We start from the raw sequence: 15,427 nt of genomic DNA on the forward strand, positions 1-15,427 counted from the left end.
ATAATTCCTAATTCACCTTCGGATAAATGTTCATCATTTTAAGGTAGCTTTCATCGCGGTCATAGACATCCGGGAAGAACAGTAAACCTCCTTTTTCATTTGTAACCACCGTAATATAGTCGACCTGCAAGGTTATCGGTTTTCGTAAGGGAATCGTGAAATGTTCTTTACGCGCGATCAAAGTATCCAATGAATCACGTGTCATTTTCTGGCGGTTATCACGTGTGAGAATATAACGGGCCAATGAATCAGGCATTTCGCAACGCATACATCCATGGGAATAAGCGCGAATATCCTTATTGAAAAATCCTTTGGAAGGGGTGTCGTGGATATAAACTCCGTATTTATTATTGAACTCAAACTTTACCAATCCAAGCGCGTTGTCGTTCCCAGGTTCCTGGCGCACTCTGAAAGGGAAGTTCTTTTCCTTGTAGCGTTTCCAGTTGATGGTTGTCGGATCCACTTCCGTTTCCCCACGGTAAACCTTGTAATGATTTTTAGCAGCATAATTTGAATTGCGCTGAATAGCAGGTAAAAACTCTTTGCTGGCAATGGATTGTGGCTGAGTCCAATAGGGCAGGGAAACGATTGCCCGTAACCTGGAGCTCAACTGCGGTGTTTGATTTTCCGGTTTTCCCACAACAACCCGGTGCTCGGAATACAAGGTATCGTTGTAGAACAATCTCAGTTTATATTCCGGGATATTTACCCATACATACCTTTCAGGGAAGGGAGCGCGCCATCTCCATCTTTCCATCGATAAGATCGCTCTGTGACATTTGTAACGTTCCGATTCATTCAATGCTTTCCGGGTGTAAATTCCGATGACACCATCTGCTTTCAAACCGTTATCCGCCTGAAAACGTCCCATTGCTTCCCAAAAAGCTTCCTCGCCGGTCTTTTTCGGATCCAGATAACCTTTATCGATCAGTGATTCTTCCGCCAATTCCAGGCAGCGAAGTGAATCCTCGACCAAGGCCGGAACTTCGAAGTGGATGGTTGACAATTTCTTTTTAGCAGCATAACGGAACAAACCCTTGGCCAAAGCACGGTATTCAGGTCTCGAAGGTCCCATTTTAGCCAGCCAGGATCCCCAGTTTTTTACCGTATCTATTTCCTTCACCGACCTGCTCAATGATTTTATATCAATTGATCTATGTGGCCTGTATGCATTTATTGCCGTATCCAGGAAGCCAACCTTCAAATCCTGTTGCAGTTGGGCCAAACGTGCTGTAAGCAAAAACTCCTGTATAATAGAAGCCCCGCTTAATGAATCAGCTTTAAACCTAAAAGGCCTGTTATCCGGTAATCCCAGTGCGCAGGGAAATTTCCACAATTCTTTCCATTTAGTTCCTTTTTCCAACAGCATGGTATCATTCGCCCAAACAGGTCTAAAATCGCGTGCTTTGTAGAATGCATAAACAGAATCCTTAATTCCTTCGGGGAAATCCAGTTTTGTTAATAAATCGGACTCGACAGCCAGTGCAATTCGCTTCTTCAGGGAAACTTTGCGGTCAAAAATGGGATCTGTCTTATCAATGGAGGAGGAACATCTAATTAGTGCAAATGCGAGAAGTAGAAGTAGAACTCTGCTAATTTTCATAAAGGAATCAAAAAATAATGAGCAATTTTACTGCAAGATACTTATTCCTCAAATATGGAGCCTCAAATTTATTCAACATATATTCTTCTCGGAACCATGGCGATCATGTCATTTATAGGTTTTAATAACCGTGATTTCATGGAGAAATACCTGTTCAGTCCTTACCTGGTCAAACACGAAAAAGAGTATTACCGTTTCATCACACATGCTTTTCTTCACGGTGATTTCGGCCATCTTTTTTTTAACGGAATCACGCTTTATTACTTTGGAAGGTATTTTGAGTTCTATTTATATAATTTCTATGGTCCGCTAACCGGAGAAATTATCTTTTGGGCCTTTATACTCGCATCCATGTTTGCATCCAGTTCCATTTCTTATTTCAGGCACAAAGACAACCCCAACTACCGTTCTTTGGGACTTTCCGGAGTTACTTCAGCGATCCTGTTTGCAATGATCATGCTTGATCCGGGTATGAAAATCGGGTTCATGTTTATCCCGATCCCGATAAGTGCCTGGATTTTCGGATTGATCTACCTGGCTTTCGAAATCTATTCCGACAGGAACCGGAAAACAAATATTGCGCATGATGCACATATATCCGGTGCTGTTTTCGGAATTATTTTCATTTTAATTACTAATATTGAACAAGTGATTTTTGCATTTCAAAACCTACTTTAATGAGTGATCAAGAACTATTCGTAAACAATAACGGTAAAATCATTAGTAACACCGGGCATTCCATTGCTGCGGGAAACAGAGCTTATACTTACGGTGACGGACTTTTTGAAAGTATTCGTGTGATGAATGGAAAAGCTTTGAATCTTTCCCATCATTTTTCGCGTTTGAGCGAAGGAGCAAAGGTTCTGAAAATGCGTTTGCCGGCTTTTTATACTACCGAATTCTTTCAGCAGCAGATCGATGAACTGATCCAGCTTTGTAAAATTACGGAAGGAGCACGAATAAGACTTTCGATTGATCGTTTAGGTGGCGGGACTTATTTACCTGACACCAATGAAGTTAGCTATTTCATCGAGATCTATCCGATTGAAAATAATCTCTTCAGTTTGAATGCAAAAGGGCTGGAAGTAGATCTGTACCAGGACATCCGGAAAACCAAAAATATTCTTTCCAATTACAAGACAAAGAACGGCCTTTTGTACGTTTTAACTGCAATTTCAGCGAAAGAAAAAGGCCTGGACGACATGCTCATCACAAATGATAACGGTCAGATTCTTGAAAGTTCGCACAGCAATATTTTTGTAGTCAGCAACGGAGTACTTTATACACCAAGCCTTTCAGACGGTTGTCTAGCAGGAACCATGCGCATGCAGGTCATTAACCTGGCTTTGAAGAACGGATTAAAAGTTTACGAATGCCCGATCCTGCCATCCAACTTACTGGTAGCAGATGAAGTGTTCTTAACGAATGCCGTGCGTGGAATTACCTGGGTAGGCGGATACCGGACAAAACGTTATTTCAATACCACAGCGCGCAAGATCGTTGCTTTTTTGAATGAAGAATGGGACGTTTGATCCCCGCATATTTCAACTGGAGCGGAGGTAAAGACAGTACATTGGCGCTTTACAAAATCCTCCGGGAGAAAAAATTTGACATCCGTTATTTGCTTACCACCCTGAACCAGGAAGCCGACCGTATTTCCATGCATGGAGTGCGGAGTGAGTTGTTACTTCCACAGGCTGAATCACTTGGGATTCCCGTGAAACAAATTCAATTGCCCAGCAGTGCAGATATGGGAGCCTATGAAACCGTCATGAGCACCGCAATCCGGGAATTGAAAGCAGAAGGAATTTCAGATTGTATTTTCGGTGATATCTTCCTGGAAGACCTGAGAGCTTACCGGGAACAAAAACTCCAGGAAGTTCAAATTTCCGCTCATTTCCCACTATGGAAGGGAGACACCTCCGATCTTGTAAATGAGTTCATAGATCTCGGCTTCAAAACAATGGTTGTCTGTGTAGACGGATCCAAACTGGGCGAGGAGTTTGCCGGAAGAATCATTGACAGGGACTTTCTTAACGATCTGCCTGCAAACGTAGATCCATGCGGAGAGAATGGGGAATTCCACACCTTTGTTTACGACGGACCGATCTTTCAAAAACCCATCCAATTCGAATTAGGGGAAAGAGTTCTGAAAACCTATTCCATGAAGGATAAGGACGACAAACCTCTTGAGTACGGTTTTTGGTTCCAGGACCTTATTCCGGTTTAGTTTTACCTCCAGTTTTACCCGGAGTTTTATCGGCAGGTTTACTGTCTGTTTTTTTACTTACCGGTTTATCTTCCGGTTTGCTTTCAGTCGTACCTTCACTTTTACTTTTCGGTTTGCTCACCAGTTTTTCTGCCTGGTTACCAATATCTTTCTTTTTAGACCAGAACAAGGCTTTTGGCAGTTCATCCCCCAACAAATAACCATAAGGTTCCAGATTCGGAATCGCATCAAAAACAACTTTCAGGATCGCTGTGACCGGAATTGCGAGGAACATACCTGGAACTCCGGCAAGAGAGCCCCCAATGATCACGCATAAAATCGAGGCGAGGGCATTGATCCGAACTTTGGAACCTACAATTCGCGGCAACAAAATGTTATTATCAATGAGCTGTACCGTACCGATTATGGCTATAACTCCCAGAACAGATTGTTCAATACTCGGATTATTGGAAAGCGATATCAGACAACTTAAAAAATTTGCAACAAGTATTCCAACATATGGGATCAGATTCAGTAAAGAAACCAAAAGTCCCAGGAACAAAGCATATTTCACACCGATCAGCCACAAGCCCAAGGTCGTCAATGCAGCTACAATTGCAATTTCAAGTAATAATCCCAGGATATACATGCGGATGATAATCTTGATATCATTCACAACAATCTGCATTTTTTCAGAACTCTCAGCAGGAACTAATTTCAACAAGAAGTTCAGCAACAGTGAACGATAGAATAAGAACAGGAAGAGGTAAAGCGGAACTAAAATGAAATTTATCAATGCCCCGGTAATTGACCCAAAATTCTCCATGGAGAAAAAGTTCCCTTTTTTGAAGTTTTCTTTCACCATTTTCTCCTGCTGGAAGTGTGTCACCCCAAACTTTTTGTTGATCCATCCTTCTATATCATGGAGCACCTTGGTCATATTCTTTTCCAGGGTTGGAAGATCATCAAAGAAGTCTCTCAACTGTAACCCTAGCAGGAACATAACCCCTGCGAAAAATAAGATCGCAATTGTAACCGTGAGAATTACCGACAATAGTTTGGGAAAGCGCCACTTATTCTGCAAAAAGGAATCAATTGGCCGAATAAGCACAGCAAAGATAAATGCCAGTAACAGTGGGAAAAGGATATCGCTTGCCAGACAAATAATTACCGTAAGTGATGTCAGAAGCAGGATTGTGAAAATACGCTTCAAATATTTGTCTTGTAGGTTCACCATAATCTTGACTTTCTTAAATATAAGAAGATTCGCCAGACAAGTGAGCAGATAAAAGTGAAAAGTCCTTAAAAATCCTGCTTTCGGAATTGAGGAACGGTATCAAATAGTAACTGATTATGATCTGAACTTCTTATCTCACAGACAGATGCATGGAGATCTCATCGTGATAACGGCCATTTTGCTTGAAAAAATCCGGGATCCTTCCATGTTCGACAAATCCCATTTTCCGATATAATGCCAACCCGGCTTTGTTATCAGCATAAACCTGCAGGAATAGGATTTCCAACTCGGAATTGTTCTTCGCCCAATCAATTGCGGCATTTAGTATTGCAGTTCCCAGGCCACAGCCTTGCCATTCCTTGTGCATTCCCATTCCAAAAACAGCAGTATGTCGCAATATTTTACGCTGATTTCCGTCCACATTAATATTCCCAACCAGTTTCCCGTCAAATTCCGCTACCAGAAACAAGGCATTTGATCGATTAATATAGTTTGCCAGGACTTGTTCTTCTTCAGCAAGGGTAGGGTTGAACTCACCCTCCGTTAATGGAACATACTCTTCATCGTACACAAAACCATGCACAAATTCCATTACTTTGGGCGCGTCGGCAACTTCCACATGGCGAAGCAACACACTTCGTCCATCTTTTAAACCAATTGTAAGGGGCGAGAATTTCATCTTTCAAAATTACGAATAGTTTAATTTTTCATGTGAACCAACTTATCGTAATCCAAAATAGTAATTGTTCCCCCGGCAATATCAATATACCTCGACTCTTTAAAATCGCTAAGTGTCCTGATCACGGTCTCCGTTGCAGTTCCAACGACATTTGCCAGATCTTCCCTTGAGACATACATTGAAAACTGGGTTTCGGATTCTTTTTTATACTTGTCGGAAAGTTTTACCAACGCTTCAGCAACACGTTTCCTTACTGAGTCGTAAGCAATTTTGATTAATTGCTGCTCCGTTTCCTGCAAATTATCCGAAAGCATTTCAATAAATTTCCTGGCAACCTGGGAATTGTTATACAATAAGGAGAAGAAGTCATCTTTTGGAATAACGTAAATCTCCGAATCTTCCAACGCACTTGCAGAAGAAGAATATTGTTCATCCTTCAAAAGATCCAGAAAACCAAAGAACTCGCCCTCTTTGTAAAAAGAAGTTATCAGCTCTTTTCCGTTGTCATTACTTTTAAAGATCTTTACTTTTCCTTTACTGATGAAATAGATTCCTTTCGGGTAAGATCCTTCGCGAAAAATCTCGGATTTCTTTTTGTAGGACCGGACCTCATTCTTTTCAGAAAGTTCTTTCAACGATTCAAATCCTTTTGCACTTTGAATAAAGTCATCAATTCCGGAAATATTCTTAGAAAACTCTTTTTTCAGGGATGCACTTTTTCTTAGCCTGACATCAACGATATTAAGCAATTCCATATCATCAAAAGGTTTTGTCAGGTAATCATCCGCTCCCATTTCCATTCCTTTTCGAAAATCGGAACGTTCTGCCTTTGCAGTCAAAAAAACAAAGGGAATAGTTGCAGTTTCGTCATTCTTTGAAAGGAGGTGCAGTACGCCATAACCATCGAGAACCGGCATCATAATATCGCAAATAATCAAATCCGGTTTCTCTTTCAGCGCCAGCTCAACACCTATTTTCCCGTTTTCAGCAGTCAGTACGGAGTAGTTTGCCAAAGTAAGAATTTCAGCTGTATTCTCTCGTATATCTTTATTGTCCTCAATCAGTAGAATCTTCTTCATAATTCTTATTTGTAATCCTTATCTTTTAAAAATAACCGTAATGAGTGTCCCCTTATTCTCTTCACTATCAATCCGAATGGTTCCATTCATTAATTTTAAATAACTCGCAATAATATTTAAACCAAGTCCCGTTCCCTGGATGTGAGTTGCATTTTGTCCCCTGAAAAAACGCTCAAACAAGTGTTCCTGGTCTTCCTTCGAGATTCCGATCCCCGAATCCTTTACGCTAATCCTCACTTCTTCTTCATTCACCAGTGAGGCCAAGTCTACGGCACCACCTTCAGGTGAAAATTTAATAGCATTTGAAAGCAGGTTAAACAGAACTCCCTGCAACAATTTAGGATCCAGTTCAACTGTTTCTGCTCCCTGGTGAGTGTACGTCAGCGAATGATCTTTTGTCGTTAAGGCCTCTATTTCCCCAACGATTTCAGTTATCAGGGTTTTAAGATTTAATTCAAGCGGCATATTGACGATCTTTCCTTCTTCCAGTTTACTGACAGAAAGAAAATCATTCAAGATATCGGTCATATTATGAATTGAGTTCTTTATTTTCTGAATGTGTTTTTCCTGATTCGTCAAATCGTTTTGCGCGCCGTATTTTGAAGTTAAGGAAAGCGAAGACATCATCGTGGTGAGCGGAGTTCTGAATTCATGTGAAGCCATGGAAACAAAGCGAGATTTCATCTCATTCAATTCCTTCTCTTTTTCCAGTGCTTTTCTCAATTCCATTTTGGTCTTTTCAAGTTCATCAATGGCCTCTTCCAGTACAAGTGTCCGGTTTCGAACCTGTCTTTCCAATTCCAGGGAATAATTTTTAAGCCGTTCCTCAGACTGTTTTTTTGAAGTGATATCCAAAATAAAGGCAATCACAAACCTTCCTTCATTTGTAGAATAAGGACTCAGACTTATTTCAAGGGGGAATTCGGAACCATCCTTTCTGAGTCCGTAAAGTTCCATTCCTGCACCCATTGAACGTGCATATGGCTTTTCTGCATAATTTGTCCGGTACTTTTCATGTTGTGTTGAAAAGCGTTTAGGGATCAATGCTTCTATTTTTTTTCCAAGCAGGTAATCCTGCGGGTAACCGAATAATTTTTCTGCACTTGGATTGATCCTAACGATTTCACCTTTTTCGTTAACCACTAAAATTCCTTCTGTTGCATATAAAAAAAGTGCATCAACTCCTTCTTTTGTTTCCATTCTCTGTTTTCCAAAATTCATGTCCAATGTACACTTTTTGGTTCATAAATAAATGAGTCCGACTTCAAAATTATGACCGGATCGATATTCGTATTGACGCTAATCATAAGAGCACCCTTTGGTTTTCAAAGGGTGCCTTATTTAGCTCAAAATATCGGCAAATAACCTTGTTATATGCACATCAGGAAGGCACTTAACTTCTGATTGCTTTGAGCCTTACCCTTAATTACATGACAAAGCTGCAATATTCCGCAGCCGTAAAACATGATCCCGATCAGTTTTTGACATGAGTTTCGTCAGTGATGCACATCATTTACTTAGCTGACAAGACTCATTTTACACCCTCCTTTGAAGGTGTAATTTTGTACGAAACATCATTGGGTCTGTTATAAATTAAACCTGCTCAATTCGTAATTCGGTTTAATATGAAAATCAGCAATAACAAAACTGTAGTTGAAATTGAAGAAGAGTTCAACAAGCTGTTTCCTTATTTAAGGTTAAAAGTATTCAGGAATGCTACAGAAATAGTTACACCTTCACAATTGAGACCCAGTTCGCTCAGAAAGTTTAACCAGCTTGACGATCTATACATATTGCCCGGGATGAGCATTGACTCACTCGAAAAAATGTTTCGGGATGAATTTGATCTTCAAATTAAACTATTCAGAAAATCGGGAAAAGAATGGATAGAGACAAAACTGACCGGTCACTGGACCCTGGAAGAACAGAATAGAGAAGGGGAGATCCTGAGTTCGAAATGAAATAATGCCTGTTAATTAATCAAACACGGATAGCGCCATGGGATTTTTAATTTACTTTATTCCACTTGCCCTGCTTTCCGAAATATTAGGAACGATAGGCGGCTTCGGGTCATCTATGTTTTTTGTTCCGATAGCCGGCTTCTTTTTTGATTTTCATTCAGTACTTGGAATTACGGCGCTTTTCCACCTTTCAAGCAATACTGCCAAAATTGCACTTTTCAGAAAAGGATTTGACAAACGAATTGTTTTTACGATTGGCATTCCAGCAGTTTTATTCGTTGTAACCGGAGCTTATTTCAGTAAATTCCTTGATGGAAACATCCTTGAAATAATCTTGGCAGTATTCCTGATTGTAATCAGTATTTTATTGATCGTATTCAAAAAATTCTCCTTAAAACCCACTCGATTCAATGCTATCAGCGGAGGAGTTTTATCAGGGTTCAGTGCAGGATTGTTCGGAACCGGAGGAGCGATCCGCGGATTGACACTAACTGCGTTCAACATGGATAAGGAGCGTTTTATTGCGACTTCAGCAATTATTGATCTCGCCATAGACCTAAGCAGAAGTATTGTTTACTTTTCGAACGGCTATGTGCACAAACACGATCTATACCTGGTTCCCATTCTATTGATTGTGAGTATTATCGGAACTTTTATCGGAAAAAAAATCCTTTCGTTCTTTACGCAGCTGCAATTTAAATACATTGTACTCTCACTCATACTGGTTATCGGTATTACAATTATCATCAAACAATTCTTTTTCCCCCATTAAAACTGATTAGCATCAGCCGATAGACTTATCTGCATCATTTTAATGGGGTGTCCGTTGTTTTAGATTTGTTTGATCATTATAAGGTCACAGATTGAAACGAGGATATTGACTATGAATCAAAATATACATGTAACAAAAGCTTCAGGTGAAAAAAGTTTGTTTTCAGCAGAAAAAATTCGCCGTTCACTTTCCAGATCGGGTGCCAGCGATGAGCAGATCGAACTTATCCTAAAACAAATTTCCAGTCAATTGTATAATGGAATTACCACAAAAAAAATCTACCAAATTGCTTTTTCAATTCTAAAAGGCTCCGGAAGACATACAGCGGCGCGTTATCATCTAAAACAAGCAATTATGGAACTTGGTCCTTCCGGGTTTCCATTTGAGAAATACTTTGCGGAATTGCTGAAGAACCAGGGATACTCTACTCAAATCGGGCAAATCATTCAGGGCAGATGTGTTACTCATGAAATTGATATTATTGCCAAAAAAAACGATCAGTTAACGATGGTTGAATGTAAATACCACAATCATCCCGGAATCTTTTGCAACGTAAAAATCCCCCTTTATATCCACGCAAGGTTCGAAGACATCAAAGCTTACCGGCAAAAAACGGCAAGCAAGCACAATCCCGCCTTTCAGGTACTTATTGCTACAAATACCCGGTTTTCCATAGATGCGGTAAAATATGCCATTTGTTCAAATCTTGAATTACTTGGCTGGGATTATCCTGTAAATCACGGATTGAAGGACTTAATTGATCAATCAGGGCTTTATCCGATAACTTGTCTTACATCCCTAACGCGAAGTGAAAAACAGCAATTACTTGATTTAAAAATCGTACTGTGCAAAGAGCTTCTGAGTCATGAGAAAACCCTGAAATCAATCGGAGTTAAATCAAAAAGGCTTATAACGGTTTTGGAAGAAGCAGATAAATTGTGTCAAATACCGGAACAAGTTCCCAACAACAAATAGTTAGCATAATGAGTGAAAAAATAAGCGTACGGTTTTTAGGTGCTGCCGGAACTGTTACAGGATCAAAATACCTGATCGAAACGGGAAATAAAAAAATATTGGTGGATTGCGGTCTTTTCCAGGGCTTAAAAGAACTTCGTTTACTCAACTGGCAACCATTACCTTTTGATGTCTCTTCTCTTGATTATGTTTTACTTACTCACGGGCACCTGGACCATGTCGGTTATCTTCCGTTACTGATCAAACAGGGATTTAAAGGTCTTATTCATTGCACCGGGCCCACAGTTGAAATCACGAAACTGATCTTAAAAGACAGTGCAAAAATCCAGGAGGAAGACGCTGAACGTGCGAACAAGCATCAATACAGCAAACACCATCCGGCAAAACCATTGTATACAACCGAAGAGGCTGAAAAAGTTTTTTCTCATCTCCAGGGAGAACAAGCGGACCAATGGATCGTTTTGGATAAGGAAGTTTCTTTCAGGTTTCAGTATGCCGGACACATTTTAGGTGCTGTATCCATTGAATTAAAAATAAACGGCAAACTATTGGTTTTTTCAGGAGATCTCGGACGCCCGGAGGATCCTTTGTTGTTCCCACCTTCCAAGCCGAAGCAAGCTGATATCCTTTTTGTGGAATCCACTTATGGTGCGCGGATTCATAAAAAAGACCCTTCACTATTGCTGATGAATGCTATCAATTCAGCCATTGACAGGGATGGTGTGATCATTATTCCAAGTTTTGCAGTTGAACGGACACAATTGATCATGTATCACATTTGGGAACTATCCATGAAGAAACTCATACCGGAAGTCCCGGTTTATATGGACAGTCCAATGGGTTCAGAGGTGCTTTCACTTTTTAAAAGAAATCATCCGTGGCATAAACTTGATCAAAACATGCTCGATGAGTTGTTTAACAAAATCAAATTAATTACAAAACCTGAACAAACTTACCGCTTAGCACAAGACCACAGTCCCAAGATCATTATTGCAGCAAGCGGAATGGCAACCGGGGGAAGGGTTTTAACTTATTTTGAACACTTCCTTGGAGATGAGAAAGCAACGGTTTTACTGGTAGGCTTTCAAGGAGAAGGAACAAGAGGCCGGGCTTTATTGGACGGGGCTCAGGAGATTAAGATGCGTGGGAAGTTTTGGACAGTCCGTGCAAAAATTGAATTGATGGAAGGATTATCTGCCCATGCAGATCAAACCGAATTAATAGGATGGCTGGGTGAACTTGAGTATGCTCCGGAAAGAATTTTCATTGTTCATGGTGAAAAGGAAGGTGCTCAAGGACTGAAAAAAAGTATCTCGGAAACATATGGATACGAATGTATTATTCCGCAATTGAATGAAATTTTTGAATTGTGAAAAATCACCTATTTATCGTAAGCATTCTTAATCAGGTATTCTCCTAAAAAATAAGCACCAAAGGCAGTTGAAACGTGCCACAGCCAGTGTGTTCCCCAAGGCATGAATGCGATTTCAACCTTTTCATCCAAAAAGCGGAAAAGCAAGGCAAGCGCAAAAAAAGCAATAGCTGTGAACAAACGGCCCAAGTTCCGGAACTTGGTCTGGCGCAGAAATAAGTAGCAGGGAAGGAGTAACATCCATCCGCGGATAAAGTAACTGGCCGAAATACGATCCTGTCCGCTCAGAAATACCAGCGATAAAAAAGTCAATCCGAAGAAGATCAACAAAACCCAGAGGATCTGAATGTTTTTCGGGAGGACTTTGAGCCACATCCAAATACTGACGCCTACTACTAAAATCATAATTGGAATGGCGTCCATTAACAACAAAATGGTTGAAGTCCGGAAAGCGTGAAAAAAAGTGCTTCCTAATCCACCGAGAACCAGCAGCGGACAACAGAACCAGACGATGAATGCATATTCGAAATGGCGTCCACGGAGTTGCCACAAAAAAATCATCACAGGAACCAGGAAAGTCAAAGAAGACCAGGCATTCCAGGGTTCTACAATGAACGAGGACAAGTCGGTTGTTTCACGGTAAACCGGCCCGTAATCAGGAACTGAAGGAATGCCCGTTAAAAGGAAAGAAGACAAAACTAGAAGCTGTGCACCAATTGAGTTGATTCACAACCCGTTTTTTGTTTCATTTGAAAACTTCCCTGAAAGATCAGGCTGTCACCTTCATCCAGGATTTTATATGCATGTGTTTTGTTTTCTCTTTTAAACATCATATCGGTGAAAACGAAATTACCGACACCACATCCCGGATCTGCCGTGTAATGTGCGTAAGCATCTATCGTAGCAATTTCGACTTCATCAACATACAAAGTCAATTCATCGATGCCATAGGCTGCCAAATCATCTGCCGTAGCTGTATTATACCAAAAAGAATGATTAACCGAGAATTTTTCTTTTGTACACGCAAGTAAAGAAAATAAACAAATTGATCCGATAATTAGTTTTTTCATGTTGTAGAAGATTTTGTGCAAATTAAACAAAAAGTTCTCAAAATGAGTTCATTTAAGAAGCGGAATGAACGAATTTACATTTTGACCGACCAAAATCGGGGACAAGTTAAAAGATGAGTTCAAACGAATACCATCTTCCGGGAGCTAAATAATCCATTGCTGAAGCCAATTGTCCGTTCCTGAATTAAATCCAATTTTTTCTTATCAATCTTTTACTATTGTGCAAAACAATCATTATTCATTATGAAAAAAAGAAACCAATTGTTACTGCTCTTATTTGGGCTTTTCACATGTAACAGCCAGGCACAAACTGCCATCGTTAACAATCCGAGTGATGCGAGCTATGTTCCGGGAACATTACGTTATGAAATTCATCATGCGGCACCCGGAACGACTATTTATCTCTCAGGATTAACCGGTTCCATCAACTTACTGGATTCAATTATTATTACAAAGAATGTAAAATTAGTAGCTCATAATGGACCAGGTGTGATCGATGGAAACCTGATGACCAATTTATTTGAAGTCAACTCCGGAGTAACCTTAGAAATGACCGGTTTAACTTTACAGGAAGGATCACTAGCACCTAATCATCCGCTTCCCTTATACGGACATGCCGTGCATTTATTTGGAAACCTTATCGCAACAAATTGTATTTTCAAGGATAATGTAAGTAAATACGGAGGTGCCATTTATAGCAACACTGCCGGTTCAGAGGTCAAAGTAACGAACTGTGTTTTTGAAGACAACAGATCGGGTATTGGAGGTGCAATTTATATAAGATTTGCTAAGTTAAGTGCTCAAGGATGCAGCTTTAAGAACAATGGAAGAGTAGTCTCTACTGCTACCGGAGCGGGTGGAGGTGCAATTTATATTATAAATGCTGAGGCGTATGTATTGAATTGCAGTTTTACTGGAAACTATGCCTCAGCCCCATCAAATCTAAGTGGTTACGGTGGAGCAATCTATGTTACCGGTAATGTAAACCTGGAATTTTCCAACTCATCGTTTACCGGGAATGCTGCACAAGGAGGATTAGGTGGAATTGGAGGTGCTTTTGCTATCAATTCACCATCAAACTATATCATCAAATGTAAATTGTCGAATCTTACTGTTGCCAACAACTTTGCACCAAAAGGGGGTGGAATTTATTTGGACAATACAGCTCCATTTCACATCGGAAATTGTATTGTTGCCAATAATTCCAGCTCACCGGGAAATGACCCTGATCTATATTTGCCAACCGCAAATGTTCAATGCATCTCAACCGGAGGAAATTTAATCGGAAAAATCGGGCTTGCGCCAGGAGTTTTTACACCAACAACCAATGATTTGATCGGCAGCAGCGCCTCTCCAGTTAACCCGATGTTTGTTCAAATTGGTTCTGTGCCTCCATCAGTAGATGGAAATTATCATTTAAAGGTGTGTTCACCGGCTATTAACAGCGGAGTCAATGGAAACATTTCCTTAGACGCTTACAATTATTTCGGACTGGGAAGCACTGCTCAAATTTCCAAAGATCTGGATGGAAACACACGGACTTTTCAGAATGTCGACAAAGGCGCATACGAACATTTGAATACCGTTGCAGGTGCGTTTTATTACCCGGCCGGTCATGCTCAATGTAAAAATGCGAATCCGTCTACTCCGAACACAGGTGGAGCAAGCGGAACTTTCACCTCATTGCCTGCTGGATTATCCATCAATGCTTCAACAGGAACTATTAACCATTCATTGAGTGCGACGGGAACTTATACCATCACGTTCAACTCCACTTCATGTACCGGAACACCGGTATCCACATCCATCACATATACGATCAATCCATTACCGGTGGTTACTATTACTGAAACCATTAGTACCAGTTGGCCATACGGCACCACTTCATTAAATGCGGTCGTTTCCGGAACAACTGGAACACACACTTACAAATGGTATAGAAATGGTTCCTATATCGGATCAGCAAGTCAATATCCTAATCCATGTTCAAATGCTACTTATGAAGTCGTTGTAACAAATACTGCTACCGGCTGCCAGGGGAGTCAAACTTACTTTTTCAACAATTCGAATAATGCTTTCTGTACCACATCACCGCCACGCGAAATGATTATCGCTCCTAATTACGGAGAAAACAACAATACAAAATCAGGTAGTATTGAGGTCATTTCCGAAAGCTGGAAATTATACCCTAATCCTACAGCAGGAGAAGTATTTGTGGAATTAAATAGCACCTACAAAACTGTAAGGCTGGAAATTACTGACCTTGCCGGGAAACAAGTTTATACGGAGTCATTTACAGATTGTGATCGACTTGCGGTTCATTCGGATCAACCAAAAGGAATGTATTTGGTTCATGTAACTGCTGACGGTACTTTAAAAACATATCGACTTGTAATCGAATAATTTAAATTTATCCAGGAAGTAAGGGCTGTATCCAGGTTGGTGCAGCCCTTTTTCTTTACTGCGTTCT

General features: G+C 40.4%; 15 protein-coding genes. 8 read left to right on the forward strand and 7 right to left on the reverse strand.

Annotation, left to right across the window (positions count from 1 at the left end; translation table 11 throughout):
• Nucleotides 1–7: 7 nt before the first annotated feature.
• Nucleotides 8–1,603: a L,D-transpeptidase family protein gene (locus tag K0S23_RS02955; protein ID WP_300354041.1), complete on the reverse strand. Its 1,596-nt coding sequence runs from the start codon at nucleotides 1,601–1,603 to the stop codon at nucleotides 8–10.
• A gap of 54 nt (nucleotides 1,604–1,657) precedes the next feature.
• Between K0S23_RS02955 and K0S23_RS02960 the strand changes: the two genes are divergently transcribed.
• Genes K0S23_RS02960 through K0S23_RS02970 form a run of 3 tightly spaced genes read left to right on the forward strand, consistent with a single transcriptional unit; the run spans nucleotide 1,658 to nucleotide 3,833 of the window.
• Nucleotides 1,658–2,281 (forward strand): rhomboid family intramembrane serine protease, encoded by a 624-nt coding sequence (locus K0S23_RS02960; RefSeq protein ID WP_300354043.1) that lies wholly within the window; start codon nucleotides 1,658–1,660, stop codon nucleotides 2,279–2,281.
• On the forward strand, nucleotides 2,281–3,135 hold the full coding sequence (locus tag K0S23_RS02965; RefSeq protein ID WP_300354046.1) for an aminotransferase class IV: 855 nt from the start codon (nucleotides 2,281–2,283) through the stop codon (nucleotides 3,133–3,135). The genes K0S23_RS02960 and K0S23_RS02965 overlap by 1 nt, the downstream gene beginning before the upstream one ends.
• Complete coding sequence (locus tag K0S23_RS02970; protein WP_300354049.1) at nucleotides 3,123–3,833, forward strand: diphthine--ammonia ligase; 711 nt, start codon at nucleotides 3,123–3,125, stop codon at nucleotides 3,831–3,833. Before K0S23_RS02965 ends, K0S23_RS02970 begins: the two co-directional genes overlap by 13 nt.
• Here the strand turns inward: K0S23_RS02970 and K0S23_RS02975 are convergent.
• The 4 genes from K0S23_RS02975 to K0S23_RS02990 all read right to left on the reverse strand — a co-directional run bounded on the left by K0S23_RS02975 (nucleotide 3,820) and on the right by K0S23_RS02990 (nucleotide 8,007).
• Nucleotides 3,820–5,049 (reverse strand): AI-2E family transporter, encoded by a 1,230-nt coding sequence (locus K0S23_RS02975; RefSeq protein WP_300354052.1) that lies wholly within the window; start codon nucleotides 5,047–5,049, stop codon nucleotides 3,820–3,822. The two genes, K0S23_RS02970 and K0S23_RS02975, sit on opposite strands and share 14 nt — an antisense overlap.
• Before the next feature lie 130 nt (nucleotides 5,050–5,179).
• Nucleotides 5,180–5,728, reverse strand: a complete 549-nt coding sequence (locus K0S23_RS02980; protein ID WP_300354055.1) for a GNAT family N-acetyltransferase — start codon at nucleotides 5,726–5,728, stop codon at nucleotides 5,180–5,182.
• Between the two features lie 20 nt (nucleotides 5,729–5,748).
• Nucleotides 5,749–6,807 carry a response regulator gene (locus K0S23_RS02985; RefSeq protein WP_300354058.1) on the reverse strand — a complete coding sequence of 353 codons (1,059 nt, stop codon included), beginning with the start codon at nucleotides 6,805–6,807 and terminating at the stop codon, nucleotides 5,749–5,751.
• Nucleotides 6,808–6,825: 18 nt separating this feature from the next.
• On the reverse strand, nucleotides 6,826–8,007 hold the full coding sequence (locus tag K0S23_RS02990) for a PAS domain-containing sensor histidine kinase (protein WP_300354061.1): 1,182 nt from the start codon (nucleotides 8,005–8,007) through the stop codon (nucleotides 6,826–6,828).
• Nucleotides 8,008–8,432: 425 nt separating this feature from the next.
• On the opposite strand from K0S23_RS02990, the gene K0S23_RS02995 reads away from it, so the two are divergent.
• From K0S23_RS02995 to K0S23_RS03010, 4 genes are all read left to right on the forward strand, one after another.
• Nucleotides 8,433–8,768, forward strand: a complete 336-nt coding sequence (locus K0S23_RS02995; RefSeq protein ID WP_300354064.1) for a hypothetical protein — start codon at nucleotides 8,433–8,435, stop codon at nucleotides 8,766–8,768.
• 37 nt (nucleotides 8,769–8,805) lie between these two features.
• Nucleotides 8,806–9,540, forward strand: coding sequence for a sulfite exporter TauE/SafE family protein (locus tag K0S23_RS03000; RefSeq protein ID WP_300354067.1), 735 nt, complete (start codon nucleotides 8,806–8,808; stop codon nucleotides 9,538–9,540).
• A 111-nt stretch (nucleotides 9,541–9,651) separates the two neighbouring features.
• Complete coding sequence (locus K0S23_RS03005) at nucleotides 9,652–10,515, forward strand: ATP cone domain-containing protein (protein WP_300354070.1); 864 nt, start codon at nucleotides 9,652–9,654, stop codon at nucleotides 10,513–10,515.
• Between the two features lie 8 nt (nucleotides 10,516–10,523).
• Nucleotides 10,524–11,888, forward strand: a complete 1,365-nt coding sequence (locus K0S23_RS03010; RefSeq protein ID WP_300354073.1) for an MBL fold metallo-hydrolase — start codon at nucleotides 10,524–10,526, stop codon at nucleotides 11,886–11,888.
• 8 nt (nucleotides 11,889–11,896) lie between these two features.
• On the opposite strand, the gene K0S23_RS03015 is transcribed toward K0S23_RS03010, so the two are convergent.
• Both K0S23_RS03015 and K0S23_RS03020 read right to left on the reverse strand, forming a co-directional pair.
• Nucleotides 11,897–12,583: a hypothetical protein gene (locus K0S23_RS03015; RefSeq protein ID WP_300354075.1), complete on the reverse strand. Its 687-nt coding sequence runs from the start codon at nucleotides 12,581–12,583 to the stop codon at nucleotides 11,897–11,899.
• 2 nt (nucleotides 12,584–12,585) lie between these two features.
• On the reverse strand, nucleotides 12,586–12,957 hold the full coding sequence (locus tag K0S23_RS03020) for a hypothetical protein (RefSeq protein WP_300354077.1): 372 nt from the start codon (nucleotides 12,955–12,957) through the stop codon (nucleotides 12,586–12,588).
• A gap of 243 nt (nucleotides 12,958–13,200) precedes the next feature.
• Here K0S23_RS03020 and K0S23_RS03025 point away from each other — a divergent pair, with 243 nt between their 5' ends.
• A complete protein-coding gene (locus K0S23_RS03025; protein WP_300354079.1) occupies nucleotides 13,201–15,360 on the forward strand; it encodes a T9SS type A sorting domain-containing protein in 2,160 nt (719 codons plus the stop codon).
• The last annotated feature ends 67 nt before the right edge of the window (nucleotides 15,361–15,427 follow it).

The sequence above is a fragment of the Fluviicola sp. genome (assembly GCF_029266855.1).
In the GTDB taxonomy this organism is placed as follows: domain Bacteria; phylum Bacteroidota; class Bacteroidia; order Flavobacteriales_D; family Crocinitomicaceae; genus Fluviicola.